The sequence below is a fragment of the Phytoactinopolyspora halotolerans genome, from assembly GCF_010550675.1.
In the GTDB taxonomy this organism is placed as follows: Bacteria; Actinomycetota; Actinomycetes; order Jiangellales; family Jiangellaceae; genus Phytoactinopolyspora; species Phytoactinopolyspora halotolerans.
Genome location: NZ_JAAGOA010000026.1, coordinates 1 through 23,925 on the forward strand (window position 1 = coordinate 1; position 23,925 = coordinate 23,925).

Here is a 23,925-nt window from a genome sequence, read left to right on the forward strand (position 1 = left end):
CAACGCCAAAATCCGCGCCTTCATCGACGGCTGGAACGACCGCTGCCACCCCTTCGTCTGGACCAAGACCGCAGACGAGATCCTCAAAAAAGCCAACCGTCAGCCAACTTCAAACACGGATCACTAGAGTTGCCAGGTGGATTGGCACCGGTGGCATCAGGGCTATCAAGAGGGCGGCAAGCTGCAGGAACGCCTGCGGATCGTGCAAGATCAGCTTCGCCTTGCGCTTGCCGCGGTGCCGCCCGGTCCTGTGCAGATCATCAGCGTATGCGCGGGGCAGGGACATGATGTCGTAGGCATGGTCTCCGGCTCAGAACGGCGTGGTGATGTCCGTGCATGCTTAGTCGAGCTCGACGGCCGGAACGTCGCGGAGGCGCAGAGACGGATCGACGACGCCGACCTGCAGGGTTTCGAGGTCCGGCAGGCCGACGCCGGGATCACGGACACTTACGATGGCGCTGCGCCTGCTGACATCGTCTTGCTATGCGGCGAGTTCGGAAGTCTTACTGATGACGATGTCGAGTCGACCGTCGCCACGCTTCCACAGCTATGCAAAGAGCGAGGACAGGTCATCTGGACTGCGCACCGTGCGGCGCCAGGTCTGTTCGAGCACGCATCGGCGGCATTTGAGCGGCACGGCTTTGTTCCGGTCTGGAAGGACCCAAATGACCCCTTCGGCGTTGCCAGGGACCAACTCGTCGCTCGGCCGCGTGAGTTCCGGACTGGCCAACGCATGTTCAGCTTTGCCGACGAGCAGACGCTCATCGCCCTGGGCCGCACCATTTGATCGTGGAACCTGTGTGTGCGTGTCAGCGTGGCGAGCGATGCGTTCTTCAAGGAGGCTGTCGGTAATCGACATCGTGTGCTGAGGTCGTGAGGCAAACGTCGCTGAGGAGGAGAGGCGGATGGGTGTTTTCATAGGGGCCGTGGTGCTGAACGCGTCGAACAACAGAAGGGCAGCGGCGTTTTGGGCCGAAGCCCTCGGATATGTTCGAGAGCCCCGGAATCCTGACTTCCTTCACCCGGAGGAATGGAGTCCTCCGTCGGCTACTCGACAAGATCACGGCCCTGGCGCACACGTTCATCTGGACAGGGACGACAAGATGCATCTCGACCTCTGGGTTGACCAGGACTCCGATGTGCACACCGAGGTAGAGCGGCTCGTCTCTCTCGGCGCCAAACGGGTCGACTGGGTGTATCAGGACGGCGCTCAGCACGTGGTGCTCGCTGACACCGAGGGCAACCTGTTCTGTCTCTGCGCCTGAACGGCGAGATTGTGGACGGCAACGAACACATCCTGGAGATCAGGTGATGCGGCGATCGCCCTGGGGAACGGAACGTCAGGGCGATCGCCGAATGCACACGCCTGCTTTATGAACTGTTCGTAGCCGCCCCGCGGCTGTTCGGTTGCTAGACGACGCTCCGATCATCGCTTCGTGGATCGTTGTGGACCACGTGATGTTCGTAGATGCCTGTACGGGCCTTCCGTCTCCAGGGCCGTGCGAAGTCGTTCGGATCATCGTAGATCTCGGTGGTGGTCACGGAGGGCAACTTCTCATATGAGCATTGGGCCGGCCACTCGCCTCGTGGAGAGATCACGCCCGACGGTGAGTCGGCCGCGTGGCGCGCGTCCACCGCAAAGCTGACCCAAAAGCTATTCGTGACCGCATGGGCTTGGGCTTCGGTCGCGAAGATCTGTGCTCCCGGTTCGGGAGGGCCGGCGGTAGAGAAGAGCACACAGTCGACGTCGAGCCGCTCATACTCGATGAAGATCTCCGGGAAATGCACCTCTATGCCCAACGAAAGGCCGAACCGTATGCCGTCGACATCGAACGTCACCGGCACCGACCCCGGTGAGTACATGTAGGTGATCTTCGTATTCGACAGCAGGCGCTCGTCGTAACGCGTTGCAACTTTTCCCCGATCGGAAATGACATACAGGCTCAGGTGCGGACGGTGTGGCGGCGTGAGACGGTGGATCGAGCCGACAACCGTCCAGAGCCTGAGCTTCCCCGCTAGTTCCACGATCTGGGCCAGCTCATCGCGCAACACGTCCCAGTTGGCCCGGTTCCAGTCGGCCGGGCCGATCTCCTCCGGGCCATTGACGGACATCTTGAGCTTGTGTGCCCAGCACAGTGCCCCTTCGGGGAAGTGAATCAGGCGCGCGCCCAAGTCGCGCGCCTCGCGCATCAGGCGTCGGATCTCCTGTCCACTCGCGCGTATCGCGGCTACGTCGCTGGGGTCGTCACCAATGACGACCTGTGCGACCGCAATGCGCATGCGCTTTGTCTCCGGCATGACATCTCCATTCGCCGTTGATCGGAAGTGCCGGAGGGCAGCGGTGTACGACTCGCCGGTCTTGGCAGCTCGAGCTCGGACACGGCGCTTGAAGTTCCTGTTCGCTGTCATCTGGCCTTCCATGCCTCGTACGCCGATCCCCCAGCGATCATGGCGTCCGAGACGGACAGACCAGGACAACGACCCTGAGACGCATCATCCCTTTGCCTCCGGAGAACGACCATGCTGGGGATGCTCGATGGAGGTTAGGCGTAGGGCCACGCCACGATGGACGCTACCAACCTCCGCCGCATCGGACAACCGACCCGCCGAGCCGACGCGCAAGTCCGATCGAGAGCTGCACATCGGTCCGCGGGGGAAGCGGGCGGCGCGGGTCTGTTGTCGACAGTGACCTATTCTGTTCCGTGGCTATCGGTCAGAAGTGGCTTCTCGAAGTGGACCACCGTCCAGTGCCATTCGCGACGCGTTTCCGTGCGGACGTCGTGGTAACCCAGCGCGCGGTAGAACGCTACCGCTTCCGGCTGGTTGGTGGCGGTGTTCAGCACGGTCCTCATGTACCCCAAGGCGGCGGCTCGTTGTTCAAGCGCGGTCATCAGGCGGCGACCGATACCTCGACGCCGGGTTGCCGGATGCACCCGGACGAATACAACCTCGGCGCGGTCGTCTCCGTGGTCCTGCAGCCCGCCTGTCGCGACGACGTGGCCATCAAGATCGCCAACAAGGAAGGTTCCTCTGGGCAGCCTCTCGGGGCACGCGAGTGCGGGGAAAGCTGCAGGCGGCTCGGCGGCCGCCGGGAGCGGCAGCGGAGCCAACGGATCGGCGGTGTCGCCAACGTTGGGTAGCGTCGCCATGGTCCACACCTGGGGAAGATCGCTGCGCCGGTGCTCCCGAATCGTCACCATGGAACACACCGTGGTCGCGAACACAACTCCGGCGCAACTGATTTCGCGCCACCAGTCGGCCTCGGAAGAGCGCTCGGCGAGCGAACGCTTGCCCGCCCGATGCCCGGCCTAGGACCGCCGTTGCGTGAGCACGACGAGCGCGTCGGTGTCTGCGATGATCACATCAGCGGTACATAGCCGATGCAGTCGCTGACGACGATTGACCGCTGGCAGCGCCGTACCGAGTGGTGCTCGCGCGATGAAACCTCCGTATGACGAGTGAAGTTGTCCGCTGGCTGGAACGTCTTGTGGCGTTCCCCGTCGTTATCGTCAGTGACTCGGATGACAACCGTGGGCAGAGTTGCGCTTGATCCCGTTGGGCGGGGCCCACACCGTCGCGACCGTTCTGGGCCAGGTTTGGTCTCGTCAGAGGTTGCGTCAGGCGCGTATGACAACCTATCTTGTCAGTATGCGGATCGGTGAGCCGGCTCGGAAGCATGGCGTCGATGATGACGACATCCTTCACGTCTGGCGTAATCCGATGCGGCGGGTCGACAGTGACGACAACCTCACGATGCTGATCGGTCCTGACATGGCTGGTCGCATGCTGGAGGTCGGCGTGTTGGGCATCGATAGTGACGATCCGGTGGCCATCCATGCGATGCCGCTGCGACCGAAGTTCTACGAGTTCCTCTGAGGAGGAGGTGATAACGATGCGACACAGTGATGAAGAGATCCGTGAGGCCGCCGAGCGGTTTGAGAAGTGGGCCGACGAACTGGACCCCGCCACGGCGGACGTGTCGGACGTGTCGGACTTACGGGCCGTTGCCGAAGCGGCCGATGCGGTGCGAGCCAATGAGGCACGCCTGACCGAGGCTGTTTCCGTAGCCCGTGCGCATGGGCGAAGCTGGACTCGGATAGCCGAGTCTATGGGCGTGTCCCGCCAGGCCGCCCGGCAGAGGTTCTCCGACAAGATTGGCGCGTGAACGTCACGCCGTTCTCATCTATGGCGAGTCCATGGATAAGTGAGTGTTTGCGGTACGCGGTGATCTCGATTGCGTCGTGTTCTAGATCATGGTCACGTAGCCAGTCGTCGGCCACGCTGTCTACAGAGTCCCGATCGTTGCCGGGCGCCTTTGCGCCCCTTGTCCGGGTCAGACGACAACTGAATGCTGGACAACGGGCCGTCGAAGTGGTCGTCTGTATGGCTAAAAGTGTCCGCTACCTGAGCGCCGTGCTCAACGCTTAGGCAGCGTTCCTGCTGGTGGACAGGGCCGGCATCGATCCGGCGACCTTCCGCTTTTCAGGCGGACGCTCTACCAACTGAGCTACCTGTCCTGGTGGAGCGAGTCGAGTCTAACGTATGGCAACACCGGCGTGAAAATCCCCGGGTCAGTCCACTCGCTCTCGCTTCGCGGCCTGTGCGTTGAGCTTGGCCAAGTACTCATTGTAGGCCTTGCGCTCGGCCTCCTCCTTGCCTTCCTTGCGGTCGAACCGGCGGGCTTCGCGTTCGTCGGAGCGGGCCCACTGGACGAAGATGGCGATAACGACGATGAGCGCCGGGAGTTCGCCGAACCCCCAGGTGATCTGCCCTGCGAGGATCTGGTCGTCCAGTCTGTCCGGCAGCCACGCGATCTCCGTGCCGAGCTCCTGGTAGTAGGAGCCGGCGATCAGCATCGACGACTCCATGATCGCCAGCCCGAAGATCGCATGGAACGCCATCGACAGCAGCAACACGACGATCCGGGCCGGAAATGGCGGCCGTTTCGGCAGCGGGTCGATGCCGATCAGCATCTCGAAGAAGATGTAGCCGACGAGCAGGAAGTGCAGGCTCATCAGCATGTGTCCGGTGTGGTCACGCATCGCGGCTTCGAACAGGCCGCTGAAGTACATGACGAATGAGCCGGACACGAAGAGCGTGAGTGCGACGACGGGGTGGGTCAAGACCCGCGCCACCCGGCTGTGCACGGCCGCCATGATCCACTCCCGCGGACCCTGCTCACCCCGCCTCGCCGGTTTGATCGCCCGTAGTGCCAGGGTGATCGGACCGCCCATGACCAGCAGCATGGGGCTGATCATCATCAGGGTCATGTGCTGGACCATGTGTACCGACAGCATCGTCATGCTGTACGTCATGACACCGGACAGCTCGACGAACGCGACAGTGGCGATACCGAGCAGCCATGCGATCGTCCGGCCGACCGGCCAGCTGTCGCCACGCTTGCGCAGCCGCCACACGCCGCCCAGGTAGAGCAGGACCGCGACGAAGCATCCGATCGAGAACAACGCGTCTGGATATGTCTCGGTGAACACCCGGGAGAGACTGAACTCGTCCGGTATCGGATAGCCCAACAGGTCCCGGACGGCGGAGACGCTCAGATCCTCCGGCACCGGAGGTTCGGTGCGCCCGAGCGCGACGGCGAGACCGATGGCCGCGGCCATCACCGTGATCTCCCCGGCGGCGAGCCGACGGAACTGGCGCGGTTTTCCGGTATCGAGTGCCCGCAGCGTCCGCTCGCGATGGAGGTAACCGAAGCATCCGAGGGCGGCCAGTGCGACCACTTTGCCCATCAACAGCCAGCCGTATTCCGTGCTGAACAACTCGGTGAGCGAGCTCATCCGCACCCACGCGTTCAGCACCCCACTAGCCGCGATCAGCACGAAGCATCCGAGCGCCACCGAAGAGTACACACGTGCGACGCGACGAAGCTCCCGACCCTGCTGTGCTGCGTACCAGGCCACGGCGACCAGGCCACCGACCCACAGCGCCATGGCAACCAGGTGGATCAAGATAGACGTGGTCGCGGAGTGGTGATAGTCGCCGCTGGACGAGTGGCCCACCAGCGCGGGCGGCACCAGCGTGGCGAGCCCCAGGCACAACAGCGCGATGCTGCCGCCGTGCCCGAGCGTGAGGCGTGTGGCCGGGATCATGGCGAGCGCCAGCACGACGACGGCAGCGTACGCCTGCCCTTGTTCGACGCTGGCGGTATACGAGCGGAATCCCTCACCTCCGAGCGCCTCGAGCAGTGGTTGCCCGATCAGGTCCGACAGCGTCAACAGATGCACGGCGGCAGCCGCCACCGCCCACACCAGCGCCCCCCACGTCGCCGCGCGCAGCACGCGGAGCGCGTCGCCGCCCAGCTGGCCACGTTCCGGTGGCAGAACCGTCGCCAGCCCAAGCAGACCGATGGTCACGGCGGAAGCGCCGTCGAGCACGGCCCGGGAGACGGGAAGCCCCCAACGGGTGAGGTCTCCAGGATCTCCGAGCCCGGGCACGGCCAGTGCGGTGCCGCCGCCTCCGACGATCAACGCAGCCACAAGCGTCGCCAGGCCGGCAGCGACAGCTGTGGTGCCCCAGCGGCGGACCGACGGCGGCGGGGCGGTGGGCACAGGTGTGGGGGTCATCGGATTACCTGTCTCTCTCGTCGTCCGAGGTCGGCCCGTCCTCGGACGACTCGCGCAGCCGACGCCGGCTGCGACCGACGATCAGCGCGAGCCCGGCGAGGACGGCGATGACGATTCCGCTCCAGATGGCCGCGGCGCTATCGTCGCCGTCGCCCGACGCTTGCTCAGACGCGGTTTCCGCCTCGTCGCCGTTGGCCACGTCGCCGGACATCCCGGTCGCCATCGTGAACTCGATGGTGCCGCTCACCGGGTGGCCGTCGGCGGACACGATCCGGTAGGAGATGGTGTAATCGCCGTCCGGCAGTTCGGAGACGTCCTGCCGCACACGGTTCCCGTCGACAACCGGATCCGCGGTGTGGAACTCGTTCTCGTCCGCGTCGAGCACCGCCATCTGGGTGAAATCGGGCTGGTCCTGGACGTTCTCGTTGAACACGAGTTCCACCGTCCCGGGCTGTTCCTCCACGGTGGCGCCGTCCTCCGGCGACGACGACACGAGCGAACTGTGTGCGGACGCCGTCGGTGTGCCGAGTGCGAAGGCGAGGACGGCGGTCAACGCGACGGTGACCGCGGTGCGGGCCGCCCGCGCCGTGCTGCCGCGTACTCGTCCGGTTGGTGGGCTATCGCCGGTTCGGAAATGCATGGTTGTGGGGGGATAGGTCAGCATCGGTATGTCCTTGTTGTGGCGTCGAGCGTCGACTATTCATGCGCGCGCTGTGCGCGCCACCGATGATCGACCGTTCGATCATGATCTTTCGACCTTGTCACGGCTATGACCTCGACAGTGTCGACACATCTACCCGGTCGCGTTCGAGACCATCGGCATGGCCACCCGCGGTGGGCCACGCCACGGCACAGCGTCTCCGACGAACGCGGCGTACGTGCCGCGCGACTCCCGAGGCGACGGAATCAGCGTCCACCGCGAAGGTCCGTCGGCCAGTGGCTGACACAGCAGCCGGTCGAGGTGGTGCAGCCGTGCGGTCGACGACAGTGCCGCCATTGCCCACAACACGGCTTCGAGCCCAGAGAGCAGCACGGTCAGGACGACGGCGGACACCACATGCGCGCCTAGCATCGACGCGCCACCCACGGTGGGGCCGTGGTCGCCACCGGCCATCGTCAGCAGCACATGTAGTGCCGGTTGAGACAGCACCAGCGCGGCGCCGATCTCGCCGGGGTTTCTGCGCCGGTCCGCCAGCGCGACGCACGCGACACTGAGTAGCCCGGCGGCGAACAGGAACTCAACGTGCACCGGCAGCCCGCCGCCGGCCGTCACGTGTGCGCCGGCGGGCAGGAGCAGGCATGCCGCGGACATGACGAGCCCGCGGGCCACACGCATCCGTCCTTGGCCCGGCTTCCGCACATAGGCCAGCGTATGTGAAGGTCGCGTCCTGGAGATTCGTGGGCTGGAACTGTGGCCACGGCATGGACGTTAAGGAGACGATTGGGGGGAGTGCGGTCTGGCCACGACGGATGGGAGAGCCATGCATCGTACGGCGCAGCGGGGGCGGCGGAAGGCACAGAAGACACCGCCGCGGCGGAGTGTACCGGCGATGATCGCGGGCGGGCTGGGCGAATTGATGCTCACCGCGGGCGCCATCGTGCTGTTGTTCGTTGTCTACACCCTCTGGGGTACCGGCCTGCAGACCGCGGCGGCCCAGGATGACCTGCGCGGACAGCTCGGGTTCGGCGGCGGCCAAGACAGCACTCAGCAGGGGGATCCCACCTCTCCGAGCGAGACCGACCTGGGCGACGCGTACGGCATCATTCGGATCCCGCGCTTCGGCGACGACTGGGAATGGGTGATCGTCCAGGGCGTCGAGGACGCGGACCTGAAGAACGGTCCTGGCCACTATCCCGACAGCGTCGACCCGGGTGAGTTGGGGAACTTCGCGGTTGCGGCACACCGAGCCGGACACGGCGAGCCGTTCGCCCAGTTCCCCGAGTTGCGCGTCGGCGACGTAGTCGAGATCGAGACCGCGGACGGGATATTCACCTACGAGCTCGACGACGCTCCGGACGGTGACTCCGACGGCAACAAGATCGAGATCCAGGACAGCTGGGTCGTCGATCCGGTGCCGGGGGAGCCGCGGAGCACCGAGCCCACCGAACGGCGGATCACGCTGACCACCTGCTGGCCGCGGTGGGGATCGTCGCATCGCATGTACGCGACGGGAACGCTGGTGGACGAGCAGCCGCGCGGCGACGCATGACGTGCTCGCGTCAGGACACTCACCGCAGGCCGGAGTCGGGCCGGACATCGTCACGGGCGGGTGAGGCCGGACATCGCCACGGGCGGCGTGAGGCCGGACTTCGTCGCGAGCCGAGCTCAGTCGCGACCGTAGGCGCTGCGGCGCAGTCAGACGTCGAAGCGCGGCGTCGTCTGCAGTAGTGGGCTCAGGTCGGTGCCGGTGGAGAGTTCCGCGGGATCCGCGTCGCGGCGGAACAGTCGTGCTCCTGCTTCGATCCCGCCCAGCGTGAGCAGGTCGTCATGGCGGCGCAGCCAGGTGCCCTCGCGCAGCCCCACCACCGGGGTGTCGTTCTCCTCCAGGAACTCCAGCAGTCTCCGCTCACGCGTCTCACCCATGTGCGTGTCGCCCGGGATCGTATCGACGTAGTGCGGATTGATCTGAAACGGCACCAGCCCGAGGGTGTCGAAGCTCGGCGGCTGCACGATGGGCATGTCGTTGGTGGTGCGCATGGTCGGCCCGGCGACGTTCGTGCCGGCGCTGGAGCCGATGTACGGCATGCCGGTGTACACCCGTCGCCGGATAACCTCGACCAAGCCGTGCCGGTACAGCGCTGTCACCAGGCGGAACGTGTTCCCGCCTCCGACGAAGACCGCGTCGGCACGATTCACGACGTCGGCGGGCTCCCCAGTGTGCGCGCCGACGACCTCGACGCCGACCGGGCGCAGCGCGTCCGTGACGGTCTTCGTGTAATCGTCGTGGTCGGCCAGCGCGAACGGTACGAATGCCACGGTGCGTGCGTCGCCGAGGACGTCGCGCAGCACCGCATGCGCGTGTTCCAGGGGCCCGTAGCCAGGAGCGATGGAATTGGACAGCAACAGAAGTCTCATCATGTTCTCCGCGCTTACCGTTGGTGGCCGCTAGGGGTCACGCGAAGGCCAAGGGTTGGGGCGGCAACCTTCGAGCGACTTCGTCTGTTGCACCATCACCGGTGCCGCCGCGCCGTCCTCTGGGCAGTTCACATGTCCGTGTCCGAGGCCGTGGCCGACCTCATGGTTGATCAGATACTCCCGGTACGTGAGGAGATCGTCACCGAACGTGTCCGAGCCCTTGCCCCACCGCTCGGCGTTGATCACGGCTCGGCTGCCGTTCCAGCAGGAGACCCGGCCGCGGGTGAGCAACGGATAGCACTGTTGGTCGGTGAGGTCGGCACTGGACAACGAGACCCGAATCGACACTTGACCGGAATCGACCCGTCGGAACCGGACGCTGCCGTCGTGGCCCCAGCCCCGCTCGTCGTTGAGGATGGCGTGTACCTGGTCGGCGAACGCCTCCGGGTCGAACGGCAGTCCTTCCTCGACCTCGACGATGTAGCGCCGGACGTCGCCGGAGAGCCGGTCGGGAGCCGGATCGGTACCGGACACGATCTGGTATGTGCCATCGCCCGACTGTGGCGGATCGACCCGGGCGGGCTGACGGCGCCCATTCACCTCCGGTCCCGAGACCTTGACTGAGACCGTGGGACCGATCTGCGGCTGCGGCGGCCGGTCGGTGACGGATCGATCAGCGCCGCGGCTCGGTGCGTCACCGGTTGCGGATCGGTCTCCATCGCGTTCGGTGGCGGGCACGTCGGGCGTGTCGTCACCGGCGGCCATCTGCTGGGTACCCGCGGCGGGCAGTGCCTTCCCGGCGGGCGGATCTCCGATGGGGGTGACCACGTATGCGGCCGCTGCGAACATAGCCACGGTCGCGGCGACGCAGAGCACAGGACGCGGTGCCATGCGGCGTTCCCGCCCGCGGCGATGAGCGCCTACCATGTCTCTCCTTGTTGCCGGCTCCGTGCCCGTGGCCGGCACTCATGCTAACGCCTCGAGGGCGGAGGCGTCCGATGAACTCCACCACCTGGACAGCTGCCGACCGCATCCGACGATGACGGCCGCGGCCGCTGCTGACGGCAGTCGCCGACGACAGCCGCGGCAAAACCGCGCGTACGGGATGGGAGCGGCGTGTCTCGGTCTTGACGCCGCAGTGGCTGCGGAGGAGGGTCATCTCACCGGGCCGGTAAGGGTAACGGCTCGGTGAGGGTGGTGACGCGATCGACAAACGGCGCGCGCCACACCACCCGGAAACGCCACCATGGTGGCTACGGTCGGGTAGGCAGACCTCCACGTGAGGCGTGATGTGAAGGCGGTGTGGACGCGATGAGCGAACAGGTCGATGTGATCGTCCTCGGATTGGGCGTCGGTGGTGAGTCGGTGGCCGGTTCGCTGGCTGAAGCGGGCCTCGACGTCGTCGGGATCGAAGGCAACCTGGTGGGTGGTGAGTGCCCGTACTGGGGGTGCATCCCGAGCAAGATGGCGATCCGGGCGGCGGACCTGCTGGCGGAGACGCGTCGGGTCGATGGCATGGCCGGCCATGCCGAGGTCAGCCCGGACTGGGCGCCGGTCGCCGCGCGGATCCGGGACGAGGCGACGACGGACTGGAACGACCAGATCGCCGTGGACCGGCTCACCGACAAGGGCGTCCGATTCGTCCGTGGCTGGGGCCGGCTGGCCGGTCCCGGACGGGTCGAGGTCAACGGGAGCACCTTCGAGGCTCGGCAGGGCGTCGTAATCGGCAGCGGCACCGCTCCGGTGGTCCCGCCGATCGAAGGGTTGCCGGACACGCCGTACTGGACCAACCGGGATGCCCTGGAGACCAAGGAGCTGCCGGAGTCGCTGATCGTGCTCGGGGGCGGTGCGGTCGGTCTGGAGCTGGCGCAGGCGTTCGCCCGGTTCGGCTCCCGCGTGACCGTCGTGGAAGCCGTCGACCGGTTGCTCTCCTTCGAAGAGCCGGAATCGTCCCAGCTGGTGCAGTCGGCGCTGGAAGCCGACGGTATCGGGGTGCACACCGGCAACAGCGCCACGATGGTCAGCCATGACGGCGCCGAGTTCGCCGTGACACTGGGCGACGGCACCGACCTGGCAGCGCAACGGATGCTGGTGTCCGTCGGGCGCCGGCCGGATCTGGACGCGTTGGGAGCGGACACGGTGGGCCTGGACCCGTCGGCACGCGCGATCGAGGTGGATGACCGGCTTCGCGCCGGCGAGAGGCTCTGGGCTGTCGGCGACGTCACGGGACGTGGCGCGTTCACCCACGTGGCGACGTACCAGGCGGACATCGTCGTCCGCGACATCCTCGGCCACGACGGACCGCCGGCCGACTACCGGGCATTGCCGCGAGTGACGTTCACCGACCCGGAGATCGGCGCGGTGGGCAAGACCGAGGCGCAGGCGCGCGAGGCCGGCGTGAACGTGCAGGTCGGGATGGCGCAGGTGCCGTCGACGGCGCGCGGGTGGATCCATAAGGCCGGAAACGACGGGTTCATCAAATTGGTCACCGACGCCGACCGCGGTGTGTTGATCGGCGCGACATCGGCCGGGCCGACCGGTGGCGAGGTGCTGAGCGCACTGGCGGTGGCGGTCCACGGCGAGGTGCCGCTGGAGAAGCTGCGACACATGATCTACGCGTACCCGACGTTCCATCGGGGTATCCAGGACGCGCTGCGCGACCTCTCCTGACCTCGCATGATCATGAACAGTTACCGTGCTATACGAACGGGAACCGTTCATGATCATGGGAAGGGACGGTGCACAAGTGCGGGTACTCGTCGTCGGTGGTTCCGGCAAGGTCGGCCGGATGGTGGTGCCCGTCCTGGCCCGGCACCATGAGCTGCGACTCCTGGACCTGGTGCCGCCCGCAGAGCCGGGGCACGGAGGTTTCGTCGAAGGCAGTGCGCTCGACGCCGACGTCGTCCGTGAGGCTGCTGAAGGACAGGACGCGCTCATCTACCTGGCCATGGGGCGGCAGACAGATTGGGGCACCACCCCGGACTGGGCCAAGAGCCATTTCGACGTGAACGTCACCGGTGTCCACCTGACGCTGCGGGCCGCCGCCGAGGCCGGCGTGCGGCAGGCGGTCTACACCAGCAGCGGTTCGGTCTTCTCAGAGTATCTGGCGCAGGACCACACGGCTGATCCGGTGCCGGACGCCGACGACGTCTACGGGCTCACCAAGCGGCTGGGCGAGCAGGTGTGCGCCGCGGCTGCCCGGCGGCACGGCATGTCGGTCACTGCGTTGCGTCTCGTCGCCCCGGTTCCGGACGACGAGTGGCCGACGTACGACGGGCCGCACCGAGCCGGCGCCACCGCGGCGAGTGACGTGGCGCGCGCGTATCTCGGTGCGCTGGAGCGCCCGCGTCCCGGATTCCACGCGTACATCGTCGCCGGTGACGTGGAGCGCCGTTGGATCGATTGGAGTCACACGGAGCGTGACCTGGGCTGGCGTCCGACGTCACGTCCCCCACAATGAGCCGCTCCGCCACGCCCTAAATGATCATGTGAAGTAGGTTTTCTCGTGCCGTGACAGGTCTGCAGACATGGTGGGGCACGAGAAAACCTACTTCACATGATCATTTAGGAGGGTGTTTCCGCGGGGGTGAGTGGGGTGGGGGTGGGTTATCCACAGTTGTGTGTGGGGGCTTGTGGTAGCGGGTGATGGCCGTGAAAGATCTGAGGTATGACTAGATCGAAATCCCGTTCGCGTAAGCGTCGCCATCAGCGACGAGGCCACCACCAACAACAGCAGGCGTCCGATCTCGTGCATGAGACGGGCGCTCGGGACGCCGACATCCCATTGGAAGATCTCGAAGGGATGCTGGAGAGCCGGGACCGGTTCCTGCTCGCCGAGGCGATGGCTGCGGAGCAACGCGGCGAACTGGACCGCGCGCTGGACTACGTGCAGCATATGAGCGTGCTGCCCGAAGGGCGCTGGGCCAGCCAACTCGCCGAGATGATCGAGATCGGGGAGCATGCCGAGCCGTGGCATTGGGCCAGGTTCGCGGTCGCCGCCGCGGGCCGGTGGATCACGTCGATGCCGATGCCTCTGGTGGCCCGGGCTCAGCGTGAGATCGGTGCGGCCGCAGAAGGTGCCGCCGGCTCGCCGGTGCCGGAGTATCCGGGGTGGGTCGCGGGACGTGCGGCGCTGTCCTCGGCGATCGCCGACTTCATGTTGTTCGACAATCTCATGATCGAGGTCTTTCTGGTGCAAGTCGCTCCGTCCCTCGCCGAGGGCGCCGGCGGCGGCCGAAGTTGGGCGATGACGCCGGGCAGGGTGTATGAGCTCGCCGGAGCCGACGGACTCGAGCTCCATCTGCGCGATCGTGCCGATGGAAGCGAGCAGACGGCTCGGCACCTGAGCGAGATGGTCGGTTTGAGCCGGGGTGATCTCGTCTACGGCCGGCTGGTGGAGATACCGGGTGACCCCGGTCGCATCTTCGCCGCGCCGCCGATCGCGATCGACGAGGTGGCCGCCCAGCGCCTCGGACGGATCACCGATACCGATGACTTGCTGGAGGACGAGCCGGTCGACGCGCGCTGTGCGAATCTGGGCGCGGCTGTGAGGTCGGGGAACCGATATCGACGGGCGGAAGCCGTCTCGAAGGAGGAGCCGGCGTCGACCGTCCGGGCGTTTGAGCGGCGTCCGTCCTGAAGGTGCCCGCACACGAGGGTGCCCGAAATGCCGGGCCCGGCGGAGTCTCGGTCCGCTGTTCCCGTCCGGCTAGAGATATCCGCCGGGCCCGGGCTCCTCTCGCTGTACCGGATCGCGACCGACTCGCTCCTGCGGCTGCTCTTGCTCTTCGGGTTGGGTGCGGTCGGCCGGCAGGACGGTGAAGGCCAGGTCCTGATCGACGACGCCGATGTGGATCCGTTGGCCGCCCCCGACCACGCCGTTGAGCAGCATGCGAGACAGCGTGTTGTCCACCTTGCGCTGGATCGTCCGCCGCAGTGGCCGCGCGCCGAACTCCGGTTGGTAGCCCTGCTCGGACAGCCAGCGCACGGCAGCGTCCTCGATGTCGAGGGTGATGTCCTGAGAGTGCAGACGCCGTCGGGTCTCCTCCAGCAGCATCCCCGTGATCTCGTTCAGCTGGTCGGCCGTCAGGCTGCGGAAGATGATGATCTCGTCGATCCGGTTCAGGAACTCCGGCCGGAACGCGCGGTGCAGGCGCTGCATCAGCTGCGGCCGAAGCCGTTCGGGTGGCTCGCCTGCGTGGCCCATCACGATGTCGGCACCGATGTTCGAGGTCATGATCAGGACCGTGTTCTTGAAATCCACGGTGTTGCCCTGGGCATCGCTGAGGCGGCCGTCGTCGAGCACCTGCAACAGCATGTTGAAGACGTCCGGATGCGCCTTCTCGATCTCGTCCAACAGCACCACCGAGTACGGGCTGCGTCGCACCGTCTCGGTGAGCTGACCGGCTTCTTCATAGCCGACGTACCCGGGTGGTGCGCCGACCAGCCGGGAGACGGTGTGCCGCTCCTGGAACTCGCTCATGTCCAGCCGGACCATCCGATCCTGGTTGCCGAACAGAACCTCCGCCAGAGCCCGGGCGAGTTCGGTCTTTCCGACCCCGGTGGGTCCGAGGAAGAGGAAGGAGCCGACCGGGCGGTGCGGATCGCCCATGCCGGCGCGGGAGCGCCGGACGGCCTCGGCGACGGCTTCGACGGCCTCGTCCTGCCCGACCACCCGCTCGTGTAGGTGCTGCTCCATCGACAGCAGCCGTTCCTTCTCCTCCTGGGTGAGCTGCGTGACGGGGATACCGGTGGCGCGCGAGACGATCTGGGCGACGTCGTCCTCGGTGACGGTGGAGACCTCGCGGCGGTCATCCCGGCTCTGGTCGAGGCGTCCGCGCAGCTCTTCGACCTGGTTGCGCAGCTCGGCGGCGCGTTCGTACTCCTCCCGGGCGACCGCCTGGTCCTTCTCTCGCTGCCGGTGCTCGAGCTCTTCTTCGATCTGCCGGGCGTTCCCCGGCGCGGTTCCGGCCCGCAGCGCCACTCGGGCACCGGCCTGGTCCATCAGGTCGATCGCTTTGTCCGGCAGGAACCGTCCCGTGACGTACCGGTCTGACAACTCGGCGGCCGCGATCAGCGCCTGGTTGCTGAAGCGCACTTGGTGGTGCGCCTCGTACCGGTCGCGCAACCCGTGCAGGATCTCGATGGTGTCGGCGACGGTCGACTCCGGGACGAGGATCGGCTGGAACCGCCGCTCGAGGGCCGCGTCCCGCTCGATGTGCCGACGGTACTCGTCCAACGTGGTGGCCCCGATGGCGTGCAGGTCGCCGCGAGCAAGCGCCGGCTTGAGCATGTTGGACGCGTCCATGGCGCCTTCCGCGGCACCGGCACCGAGCACCGTGTGCAGCTCGTCGATGAAGACGATGAGCTCTTCGCTGTGCGCGCGGATCTCGTCCATCGTCGTCTTGAGCCGCTCCTCGAACTCGCCGCGGTACTTGGTGCCCGCCACCATGCCGGCCAGATCGACCTGGACCACTCGACGGTTGCGCAGCGCGTCGGGCACCTCACCATCGACGATCCGCTGCGCCAGGCCCTCGACGATCGCCGTCTTGCCGACGCCGGGTTCACCGATCAGCACCGGGTTGTTCTTCGTCCGCCGCGAGAGGATCTCGACGGTCTGGGCGATCTCGTCGTCGCGGCCGATGACCGGATCGATGCGTCCCTCGCGTGCCTGCGCGGTCAGATCGCGGCCGTACTCGTCCAGCGTAGGTGTCGAGCTCGGTGCCGTCTTGGCCTCCGTGCGCGCTCCGAGACCCGCCGCCTCGGCGGGCATCGACTGCGCCGTCACGCCCTGATCGCGCAGGATGCGCCCGGCGGTCGATTCCGGGTTGGCGGTCAGCGCCAGGACGATGTGCTGAGCGCCGATGTATGAGGTGCCGGCCGCCCTGGCCAGTTGGTGAGAGTCGAGCAAGGCACGTTTGGCCGCCGGTGCCAGCGGGACGGGGCCCTCCCGCCCCTGGCCACGCGCGACGACCTCCTCGACCTTGAGGGCGATTGTGTTCGGGTCGGCCCCGGCGTGTCTCAGCAGTTCCTTCGTGGCCTCGTGCTGGGTGGCGGCCCACAACAGATGTTCGCTGTCCAGGTAGGGGCTGCCCCACTCCACGACCTGGCGGGCCGCCGTGCGTAGCAATTCGGTCGCGTCTTCGCTCAGTAGCCGACCGAGGTCGATCCGCCGGGCGAACTGCGATGGTCCGAAGCCGGCGGGTCCGGGCTGGCCGAAGAAGCGGGCGAAGAAGTCCTCCATCGGGCTATGGCCGAAGTCGGGAGGCCAGAACTCGCCGCTGGTCATGGAATCCTCCAGGAGACGTCACTGCCAATGCTGGCTACGCTTCCCGATTCGTCGCCTGACAAACGCGCCGGGAAGCTGCCGGGAGCGTGCCCGGCGCCTTCCGTAGTCATGGACGTGTAGCGGCTGCGGGAGGGTGATCGTCAACGATCGGCCGCCATCCGCCGCGGCTGATCGTTGGCGATCACGACGGGGAGACAGACGCGGCGTCGATGACCCCGGCGATGGCGCGGCGAACGTGGTCCGGCGCGTCGCCGGGATCGGGACGTCCGGCGTCAAGCCAGGCAAGGATGGCTTCCACGGCGACGACGGGAGCCAGCTGCGAGGCCCACGCGGCCCACGACGTTTCGCCGACGAGTTCGGTGATCTGTAGGCGTGCCGCCTCGGTCATCGCGTTCCGGAACGTCTCCATCTGCGCACGGAACTCGGGTTCGCGAGCGGCGTGCCGGAAAAGCAGCCGGAATCCATCCGGATCGTCGCCTGCGTAGCTGATCAGGGCATCGATCGCGGCGTCGGTATACGTGCCGGGTTCCTCCCCGACAGCCGTGGCGAGCCTGGTGCATGCGCGGTCCAGCACGCCCCGGTACAGGTCGGACTTCGACTCGAAATGCCGGTAGAGGATGACCCGTGTCACGCCGGCTTCGGTAGCGATGTCGTCCAGGCCGGTCGCGGCGAATCCACGACGGGCGAACGCGGTGGTGGCAGCAGCCAGGATCTGTTCCCGACGTTCGGCCCGTGGCAGCCGCCGTGTGGTCGCTGTCTGCACCTCTCCACCCCGCCAATCTAGTTGACTCCCGAGTGTACTGCGCCGTATGTTTACAACAGAGTGTACATATTCGGATATACATGTGGAGTCGTGATGGCGGAACCGATCATCGAGGTCGACGGCCTGGTCAAGGTCTTTCGGGGCAATGTCCGGGCGCTGGACGGCCTCAGTCTGCAGGTTGAGCAGGGCATCGTGTACGGCCTTCTCGGGCCCAACGGTGCCGGCAAGACCACACTCATCCGGGTGCTGACGACGTTGCTGGCCGCGGATGCAGGCTCAGCCTCGGTGGCCGGGATCGACCTCAACGCAGACCCGCAGGCCGTCCGTTCCCGGATCGGACTCGCGGGTCAGTTCGCGGCCGTCGACGACTATCTGACCGGCCGCGAGAACGTCGAGTTGGTCGGCCGGCTCTACGGGTTCTCCCGGCGCGACGCGCGGCAGCGGGCCGCTACCGTGCTGGAGCGGATCGGCATGCTCGACGTCGCGGACCGTCAGGTCAAGACCTATTCCGGTGGAATGCGCCGACGGATCGACCTGGCGGCGTCCCTCGTGGGCTCGCCTCAGGTGCTCTTTCTCGACGAGCCGACCACGGGGATCGATCCGGCGAGCCGTCGCAGTCTGTGGGAATTGATCAGGCATCTCCTCGACGACGGAACGACGATCGTGCTGACCACGCAGTACTTGGACGAGGCCGATCAACTGGCCGACCGCATCGCCGTCATCGACCACGGACGGCTGGTCAGCGAGGGAACGACGGCCGACCTGAAGAATCGAGTGGGCGGCACCGTCCTCGATCTGTCGGTCTCCCAGGCGGATCGTCCCAACGCCCTCGCCGTGCTGGAGGAAGCGGTGGTGGGTGGGGTCACGGTCGATCCCGGCCGCGACACCATCGTGTTGCCGGCGAGTGACGGCGTGACCACCTTGTACGACGTGCTCGGCCGTCTTGACCGGGCGCGGATCACGCCGACGGACGTGGCTTTGCACAGACCCACCCTCGATGACGTCTTCCTCGCCCTGACCGGAAGCGTCCCCGGTAATGAGGCGGCAGCAGGCGCGGCCGTCGGCGCCGGGACCGACCGTGAGACTGGAGCTGATCGATGAACACCGTCATTGCTGTGCCGAGCCTGCGCCGCACCACCGCTCACGCGGCCGTGCTGGCCAGGCGGAACCTGATGAGCAGCATCCGTCGGCCCGACGTGCTGCTGTTGTCGACGATCCAGCCGATCGTCTTCATGCTCATGTTCCTCTACGTATTCGGCGGAGCCATCGAGTTCGCTCTCCCGGGCGCGGCCAACGGTGACTACGTGAACTGGCTTGTCCCTGGCATCCTCGCTCAGTTCGCCGTCTTCGGAGCCAGTGCGACCGCGTTCGGGCTCAACGACGACCGGACCAGCGGCGTGCTCGACCGGTTCAGGTCGCTGCCGATGGCGCGGTCCGCGGTGCTTGCCGGGCGGACGACCGCCGACCTGATGCGCGCCGCCGTCATCCTGCTGCTCCAGCTCGCCGTCGGGATCCTGCTCGGGTTTCGCTGGCAGAACGGCGTGCTCGGGCTGATCGCCGGCGTGGGCCTGGCGCTCGCTTTCTGTTACGCCTGTACCTGGATCACGGCGACGCTCGGCATGGTGGTGCGGAGTACCGAGGCGATCCAGGCGGCGGTGTACATGGTGGTCTTTCCGCTGACGCTGGTCAGCTCGGTGTTCTTGCCCACCCAGACGATGCCTGGATGGCTGCAGGCGTTCGCCGAGCATCAGCCGATCACGGCAATCGCCGACGCGCTGCGCGGACTGATGCTGGGTGCCGGGGCGCTGCCGCCGGGCCAGACCGTTGCCGGGCAGGCCATGGTGGCGCTCGCCTGGATCGGCGGGATCACCGCCATCTGCGTACCGCTCGCCGTCCGTGCCTACCGGCGCGCCGCCACCTGACGGCACGCGGCGGGGCCTCAGGCGAGTGCGCGCTCGATCACCCCGGAGATCCGGCGTGCAGTGCCGGTCCAGCCGCCGCCCGCGGTTCCGCCGCCCATGATGCGTCGCGACAGCGCCTGGTACGGGTCATCCGGATCGAAGCCGTCGTGGACGATGAACAGGCGGGTCCCGGTTCCCTCGGGCTCGAGGGTGAACGTGACCACCGAATCCAGGGAGCTGACGTCGTCGGGCGCAGCGCGCCAGGCGATGCGGAGCATCCGCTCATGTTCGAAGTCGAGAACCTCAGAGTGTCCGACGCCCCCGAAGCCGACGGCGGGAAAGGGGGTGGTATGGAAGGTGAAGCGGTGCCCGATCTCCAGCTTGAAGTCGTTGGGCATCAGCCACTGGGCCATCAGGTCGGAGTCGGTCAGGGCCACCCATACCTTAGACGGCGGGTGCGGGAGGAACTCGTCGACCCGGATGGTCCTCGGGTCGTCGGTCACATCTCCTCCAGGACGTCACGCAGCGCCTTTGCGCGTGCGCGCCAGAAACGCTCGTACGGGTGCAGCCATTCTTGCAGTTCCATCAACGGCTCGGCCTCCAGCTGGTAGTGGCGTTCCCGGCCGACCTTGCGTTCGCTGACCAGCCCGGCGTCGCGCAGGATCTTCAGATGCTCGGACACGCTCGGACGACGCATGTCGAAATGGGAGGCCAGATCGTTGACGGTGCGCGGGCCGTCGAGAAGGAGGCGCAGGAGTTCGCGCCGCGCCGGACTGGCCAGCGCGGCGAAAACGTCGTCGGTGAGGGTGGTCATGCAGCGGATAGTACGAACCCGTTTCCGTCCGGGTCACTGAAGGTGGCCTGCCGTCCCCAGGGCTGGTCGACCGGACCCTCGATCTCGACGCCGGCCTGCCGCAGCCGGGTGCAGTCGGCGTCGATGTCGTCGGTGGTGAGCAGCACACCCTGCAGGCTGCCCGGTGTCATCTCGGGGTGGCCGCCGAGGACGAGTGTGGTGGCGGCGCCGGGTGGCGTGACCTCGAGCCAGCGCACCGGCCCCATGACGTCGTCGCCGATGACGTCGAAACCGAGCTGCTCGGCGTAGAAGGCCTTCGCTCGATCGTGATCGCTGACGGGGACGTTGAACGTCCGAACATGTGTGATTGTCATGGTGGTGAGATTAGGTAGGGGATCGCCTACCTGTCAAGCGTAGGTAACCTCCTACCGGTTTGCCGGCCGGGCGATGTTGTGGATTCCGGCTTCCAGGCGACCGTGGTGGTTCGGGCGACTGTGGCGGCTCTGGCGACCGAGGGCTCTGGCGACCGTGGGCTCTGGCTGCGGCTGAATGGACGCGGCTGAATGTCGGTGCCGGCCGGTACCGTGCGGGGCATGGACGATGACCATACGGCAGGCCGGGATCTTGCCAGCGAGCTGCAGCGCTACCTGCAGCAGGGCCGCGACAACCTGGTCGCCAAGCTGGAGGGCCTTTCCGAGTACGACATCCGGCGTCCGATGACGCCCAGCGGCACCAATCTGTTGGGGTTGGTGAAGCATCTGATCGGCATCGAGCTGGGATACTTGGGCGCCTGCGTCGGACGTCCGGCGCCCGTCACCCTGCCGTGGGTCGAGGACGGCTCGGTATGGGAAAGCGCCGACATGTGGGCCAAGGCCGACGAGTCGCGGCATTACCTCGTCGATCTCTATCGGACGGCGTGGCGGCATTCGGATGAGTCGATCGAGCGGCTGGGACTTACCGCCGCCGCTCACGTCCCGTGGTGGCCGGAGGAACGTCGGGACACCACGTTGGGTGCACTGCTGGTGCGGACGGCGACGGAGACGGCCCAGCACGCCGGGCATGCGGACATCGTCCGGGAGATGATCGACGGCCGTGGTGGCAAGGACCATGACGACATGGGCGACGCCCGGTGGTGGTCGGACTACGTCGGCCGCATCCAGAACGCGGCCGACGCCTTCCGCAACGGGTGAGATCGGCCAGCCAAGGGGTCGACCGGCGCGTAGCGCGGTCAGCCAGGAGTAGAATCTTCCAAATATATTTGGAGTAATGGATGACCGTGTGTGGCCAGCGCCTAGCTGTGGTGTTCGCCGGTTGCAGGACAGCATGCCGGAGGGGCTACCAGCGGATTTCGCGGTCGCGGTAAGGAGCAGCTGATGGCGATGGATGATCCGGCACGCCTGCGTGAACCGATCTACCTGGACTACAACGCGACGACACCGGTCGATTCGCGAGTGGTGGACGCGATGCTGCCGTACCTCACCAGGTACCCCGGCAACCCGTCCAGCGGCCACTGTTGCGGGACCAGTCCACGGGAGGCGGTCACCGCCGCGCGGTCCCAGGTCGGGTCGATCGTCGGAGCGAGCGGTGCTGATGTGATCTTCTGCGGTAGCGGCTCGGAGGCGAACAACCTGGCCATCCGCGGCACCGTGCTGGCCAGCACGGCTGCACGGCGACACGTGGTCACCCAATTGACCGAGCACCCCAGCGTGCTGGCGGCGTGCCGGTCGCTGGAACGGCTGCATGGCGTCGAGGTGACGTATCTCCAGGTCGACGGCGACGGGCGGGTGGACCCGCAAGTACTGTCCGAGGTGATCACGCCCCGGACCGTCCTGGTGTCGATCATGCATGCCAATAACGAGACCGGAGTCGTCCAACCGGTGGCGGATCTGGCACGTATCGCCCATGATCGCGGCGCGCTGTTCCACACCGACGCCGCGCAAACTGTCGGAAAGGTACCTGTCAGCGTGCCTGACCTCGACGTGGACCTGCTCACCATCGTCGGCCACAAGATGTACGCGCCCAAGGGCATCGCGGCGCTGTACCGGCGGCCGGGGGTGTCGCTGGAGCCCATCGTCTACGGCGGGGGTCAGGAGCACGGCCTACGCGCCGGAACCGAGAACGTCGCGGGCGTCGTCGCGCTCGGTACGTCCGCGGAACTCGCCGCGCGCGAGTTGGCCTCCGGTCGTGCCGAAGAGCTGCGGGAACTTCGTGATCTGCTCTTCCGCCATCTGGAGGAGCGGCTTCCTGGCCGCGTGCAGGTCAACGGAGACCGCGAGCATCGGCTACCGCATGTTCTCAACATGAGCCTCGACGGCATCGATGCGGACGAGCTTCTGTCGGCCACGTCGTCGTCGCTCGCGGCGTCCACCGGATCCGCGTGCCATGCCGGTGGCACTGAGCCGTCACCGGTGCTCACAGCGATGGGCGTCGACGACCGTCGGGCCCGCGGCACGCTGCGACTGTCGATCGGCCGCTGGACGTCCGTGGACGACGTCGAGCGCGCCGCCCACCTGATCGCTACCGCGGCTGCGTCATATGGGGCGCCGTAGGGCGTCGTCGATCTCGGCGAGCAGGCGTGCCTTGGGTCGTGCGCCGACGACGGTGTGCACGACCTCGCCGTCGCGGAACAGGATCAGCGTGGGCAGTGACAGCACCCGGTACGACGCGCCGGTGACGGGGTTCTCGTCGTTGTTGATCTTGCGGATCAGCAGTGAGCCTGCCCGTTCGCGGGCGATCTGGTCCAGCGTCGGCGCGAGCATATGGCACGGTGGGCACCACTCGGCCCAGAAGTCCACGAGCACCGGTACGTGCTGATTCAACACATCCTCGGCGAACGTGTCGTCAGTGATCGCCAGGGCTTGGCCGGAGAGGTCAGTTGTCCGCATCGGCTTCCTCCGAATCTGTGTGTGCTGGCTGAAAGTGCGAGCGTCACCTGTGGGACCGGCGCGATGTCACCGCTAGGAGCGAGGTGTTCAGGGCTGGGGCGCCCTCTCGTCGTCCAATCGCGCGGCTATACGATCGCCTACTTCGCATGGACTGGGTTGCCTCGCCAGGGCTTCGGTGAGCTTGCCCACCAGGCTCTCCCGCGCCGCGCTGAGGCGTTCCAGGCAGGCGTCGACCTCGGCGAGCTTGCGCCGATAGGTCTCGATCGAGTCGGCACAGTCGTCCCCGGACTCGTGCCCGGTGCGCAAGCACTCGACGAACGGCCTGGTGTCGTCGAGGCTGAAGCCGATGCTCTGTAGCATCTGAATCTCTCTGACGAGCCGGAACTCTTCCTCGCCGTACTCCCGATAGCCATTCGGGGAGCGTTGCGCGCTGAGCAGCCCTTGCGATTCGTAGAACCGCAGGGTTCGCGTCGTCGTTCCGGCTCGTTTGGCGAGATCACCGATTCGCATGACTTCGACGATAGACCTTGACGTTGACGTCAAGGCAAGCATCGAGAACGCCGCATACAGGTGTCCGCCCCGGCGGTGGGTGTCACCGGGGCGGACACATCACACAGTTCGGATACCCGGCGTGC

At 66.7% G+C, this 23,925-nt stretch carries 26 protein-coding genes, 1 tRNA gene and 1 pseudogene; 13 read left to right on the top strand and 15 right to left on the bottom strand.

Going from position 1 to position 23,925, the window contains the following annotated elements; all coding sequences use genetic code 11:
* The 3 genes and pseudogenes from G1H10_RS26830 to G1H10_RS26840 all read left to right on the top strand — a co-directional run.
* Window positions 1-127 (top strand): annotated as a pseudogene (locus G1H10_RS26830) (IS630 family transposase); the annotation flags it as partial.
* Between the two features lie 9 nt (window positions 128-136).
* A complete protein-coding gene (locus G1H10_RS26835) occupies window positions 137-787 on the top strand; it encodes an SAM-dependent methyltransferase (protein WP_163743775.1) in 651 nt (216 codons plus the stop codon).
* A gap of 118 nt (window positions 788-905) precedes the next feature.
* Complete coding sequence (locus tag G1H10_RS26840) at window positions 906-1,265, top strand: VOC family protein (RefSeq protein ID WP_163743777.1); 360 nt, start codon at window positions 906-908, stop codon at window positions 1,263-1,265.
* A 145-nt stretch (window positions 1,266-1,410) separates the two neighbouring features.
* Here the strand turns inward: G1H10_RS26840 and G1H10_RS26845 are convergent, their stop codons facing one another.
* Together G1H10_RS26845 and G1H10_RS26850 are read right to left on the bottom strand one after the other, a co-directional pair.
* Complete coding sequence (locus tag G1H10_RS26845; protein WP_163743779.1) at window positions 1,411-2,409, bottom strand: carbon-nitrogen hydrolase family protein; 999 nt, start codon at window positions 2,407-2,409, stop codon at window positions 1,411-1,413.
* A 281-nt stretch (window positions 2,410-2,690) separates the two neighbouring features.
* Window positions 2,691-3,200, bottom strand: a complete 510-nt coding sequence (locus G1H10_RS26850) for a GNAT family N-acetyltransferase (protein ID WP_163743781.1) — start codon at window positions 3,198-3,200, stop codon at window positions 2,691-2,693.
* Between the two features lie 448 nt (window positions 3,201-3,648).
* Between G1H10_RS26850 and G1H10_RS26855 the strand changes: the two genes are divergently transcribed.
* Both G1H10_RS26855 and G1H10_RS26860 read left to right on the top strand, forming a co-directional pair.
* On the top strand, window positions 3,649-3,876 hold the full coding sequence (locus tag G1H10_RS26855) for a hypothetical protein (RefSeq protein WP_163743782.1): 228 nt from the start codon (window positions 3,649-3,651) through the stop codon (window positions 3,874-3,876).
* A 16-nt stretch (window positions 3,877-3,892) separates the two neighbouring features.
* Window positions 3,893-4,165 (top strand): sigma-70 family RNA polymerase sigma factor, encoded by a 273-nt coding sequence (locus G1H10_RS26860; protein ID WP_163743783.1) that lies wholly within the window; start codon window positions 3,893-3,895, stop codon window positions 4,163-4,165.
* Between the two features lie 276 nt (window positions 4,166-4,441).
* Here G1H10_RS26860 and G1H10_RS26865 read toward each other — a convergent pair.
* The 4 genes from G1H10_RS26865 to G1H10_RS26880 all read right to left on the bottom strand — a co-directional run bounded on the left by G1H10_RS26865 (window position 4,442) and on the right by G1H10_RS26880 (window position 7,944).
* A tRNA-Phe gene (locus G1H10_RS26865) sits at window positions 4,442-4,517 on the bottom strand.
* A 54-nt stretch (window positions 4,518-4,571) separates the two neighbouring features.
* On the bottom strand, window positions 4,572-6,584 hold the full coding sequence (locus G1H10_RS26870) for a bifunctional copper resistance protein CopD/cytochrome c oxidase assembly protein (protein WP_163743785.1): 2,013 nt from the start codon (window positions 6,582-6,584) through the stop codon (window positions 4,572-4,574).
* A 4-nt stretch (window positions 6,585-6,588) separates the two neighbouring features.
* A complete protein-coding gene (locus G1H10_RS26875) occupies window positions 6,589-7,248 on the bottom strand; it encodes a copper resistance CopC family protein (RefSeq protein ID WP_163743787.1) in 660 nt (219 codons plus the stop codon).
* Between the two features lie 129 nt (window positions 7,249-7,377).
* Window positions 7,378-7,944 carry a hypothetical protein gene (locus tag G1H10_RS26880; protein ID WP_163743789.1) on the bottom strand — a complete coding sequence of 189 codons (567 nt, stop codon included), beginning with the start codon at window positions 7,942-7,944 and terminating at the stop codon, window positions 7,378-7,380.
* A gap of 190 nt (window positions 7,945-8,134) precedes the next feature.
* On the opposite strand from G1H10_RS26880, the gene G1H10_RS26885 reads away from it, so the two are divergent.
* The gene (locus G1H10_RS26885) at window positions 8,135-8,794 is read left to right on the top strand and encodes a class E sortase (protein WP_163743791.1); all 660 of its coding nucleotides are present in this window, start codon (window positions 8,135-8,137) and stop codon (window positions 8,792-8,794) included.
* A gap of 146 nt (window positions 8,795-8,940) precedes the next feature.
* Here the strand turns inward: G1H10_RS26885 and pepE are convergent, their stop codons facing one another.
* Together pepE and G1H10_RS26895 are read right to left on the bottom strand one after the other, a co-directional pair.
* Entirely contained in the window at window positions 8,941-9,660 is a 720-nt protein-coding gene (gene pepE, locus G1H10_RS26890) for a dipeptidase PepE (protein WP_163743793.1), read from the bottom strand.
* A 30-nt stretch (window positions 9,661-9,690) separates the two neighbouring features.
* Window positions 9,691-10,551 (bottom strand): DUF3152 domain-containing protein, encoded by an 861-nt coding sequence (locus G1H10_RS26895; RefSeq protein ID WP_216853698.1) that lies wholly within the window; start codon window positions 10,549-10,551, stop codon window positions 9,691-9,693.
* A gap of 420 nt (window positions 10,552-10,971) precedes the next feature.
* On the opposite strand from G1H10_RS26895, the gene G1H10_RS26900 reads away from it, so the two are divergent.
* The 3 genes from G1H10_RS26900 (at window position 10,972) to G1H10_RS26910 (ending at window position 14,299) form a co-directional block, all read left to right on the top strand.
* A complete protein-coding gene (locus G1H10_RS26900; protein WP_163743794.1) occupies window positions 10,972-12,330 on the top strand; it encodes a dihydrolipoyl dehydrogenase family protein in 1,359 nt (452 codons plus the stop codon).
* Between the two features lie 55 nt (window positions 12,331-12,385).
* On the top strand, window positions 12,386-13,120 hold the full coding sequence (locus G1H10_RS26905) for an NAD-dependent epimerase/dehydratase family protein (RefSeq protein ID WP_216853699.1): 735 nt from the start codon (window positions 12,386-12,388) through the stop codon (window positions 13,118-13,120).
* Between the two features lie 288 nt (window positions 13,121-13,408).
* Window positions 13,409-14,299, top strand: a complete 891-nt coding sequence (locus tag G1H10_RS26910; RefSeq protein ID WP_163743798.1) for a hypothetical protein — start codon at window positions 13,409-13,411, stop codon at window positions 14,297-14,299.
* A gap of 69 nt (window positions 14,300-14,368) precedes the next feature.
* Here the strand turns inward: G1H10_RS26910 and G1H10_RS26915 are convergent, their stop codons facing one another.
* Entirely contained in the window at window positions 14,369-16,948 is a 2,580-nt protein-coding gene (locus G1H10_RS26915; protein WP_163743800.1) for an ATP-dependent Clp protease ATP-binding subunit, read from the bottom strand.
* A gap of 181 nt (window positions 16,949-17,129) precedes the next feature.
* On the bottom strand, window positions 17,130-17,711 hold the full coding sequence (locus tag G1H10_RS26920) for a TetR/AcrR family transcriptional regulator (protein WP_163743802.1): 582 nt from the start codon (window positions 17,709-17,711) through the stop codon (window positions 17,130-17,132).
* A gap of 93 nt (window positions 17,712-17,804) precedes the next feature.
* Between G1H10_RS26920 and G1H10_RS26925 the strand changes: the two genes are divergently transcribed.
* Window positions 17,805-18,812, top strand: a complete 1,008-nt coding sequence (locus tag G1H10_RS26925; protein ID WP_163743804.1) for an ATP-binding cassette domain-containing protein — start codon at window positions 17,805-17,807, stop codon at window positions 18,810-18,812.
* A complete protein-coding gene (locus G1H10_RS26930; protein ID WP_163743806.1) occupies window positions 18,809-19,633 on the top strand; it encodes an ABC transporter permease in 825 nt (274 codons plus the stop codon). The genes G1H10_RS26925 and G1H10_RS26930 overlap by 4 nt, the downstream gene beginning before the upstream one ends.
* A gap of 17 nt (window positions 19,634-19,650) precedes the next feature.
* Here G1H10_RS26930 and G1H10_RS26935 read toward each other — a convergent pair whose 3' ends face one another.
* Genes G1H10_RS26935 through G1H10_RS26945 form a run of 3 tightly spaced genes read right to left on the bottom strand, consistent with a single transcriptional unit; the run spans window position 19,651 to window position 20,779 of the window.
* Window positions 19,651-20,115, bottom strand: coding sequence for an SRPBCC family protein (locus G1H10_RS26935; RefSeq protein WP_163743808.1), 465 nt, complete (start codon window positions 20,113-20,115; stop codon window positions 19,651-19,653).
* Window positions 20,112-20,426 (bottom strand): ArsR/SmtB family transcription factor, encoded by a 315-nt coding sequence (locus G1H10_RS26940; RefSeq protein WP_163743810.1) that lies wholly within the window; start codon window positions 20,424-20,426, stop codon window positions 20,112-20,114. The genes G1H10_RS26935 and G1H10_RS26940 overlap by 4 nt, the downstream gene beginning before the upstream one ends.
* Window positions 20,423-20,779 carry a VOC family protein gene (locus G1H10_RS26945; protein ID WP_163743812.1) on the bottom strand — a complete coding sequence of 119 codons (357 nt, stop codon included), beginning with the start codon at window positions 20,777-20,779 and terminating at the stop codon, window positions 20,423-20,425. Before G1H10_RS26945 ends, G1H10_RS26940 begins: the two co-directional genes overlap by 4 nt.
* Before the next feature lie 219 nt (window positions 20,780-20,998).
* Between G1H10_RS26945 and G1H10_RS26950 the strand changes: the two genes are divergently transcribed.
* Window positions 20,999-21,595 (top strand): DinB family protein, encoded by a 597-nt coding sequence (locus G1H10_RS26950; protein ID WP_163743813.1) that lies wholly within the window; start codon window positions 20,999-21,001, stop codon window positions 21,593-21,595.
* Window positions 21,596-21,778: 183 nt separating this feature from the next.
* Window positions 21,779-22,954 (top strand): cysteine desulfurase family protein, encoded by a 1,176-nt coding sequence (locus G1H10_RS26955; RefSeq protein WP_216853700.1) that lies wholly within the window; start codon window positions 21,779-21,781, stop codon window positions 22,952-22,954.
* Here G1H10_RS26955 and trxA read toward each other — a convergent pair.
* Together trxA and G1H10_RS26965 are read right to left on the bottom strand one after the other, a co-directional pair.
* Window positions 22,937-23,290, bottom strand: coding sequence for a thioredoxin (gene trxA / locus G1H10_RS26960; RefSeq protein ID WP_163743815.1), 354 nt, complete (start codon window positions 23,288-23,290; stop codon window positions 22,937-22,939). The two genes, G1H10_RS26955 and trxA, sit on opposite strands and share 18 nt — an antisense overlap.
* Window positions 23,291-23,377: 87 nt before the next feature.
* Window positions 23,378-23,800, bottom strand: coding sequence for a MerR family transcriptional regulator (locus G1H10_RS26965; RefSeq protein WP_163743817.1), 423 nt, complete (start codon window positions 23,798-23,800; stop codon window positions 23,378-23,380).
* Between the last annotated feature and the right edge of the window lie 125 nt (window positions 23,801-23,925).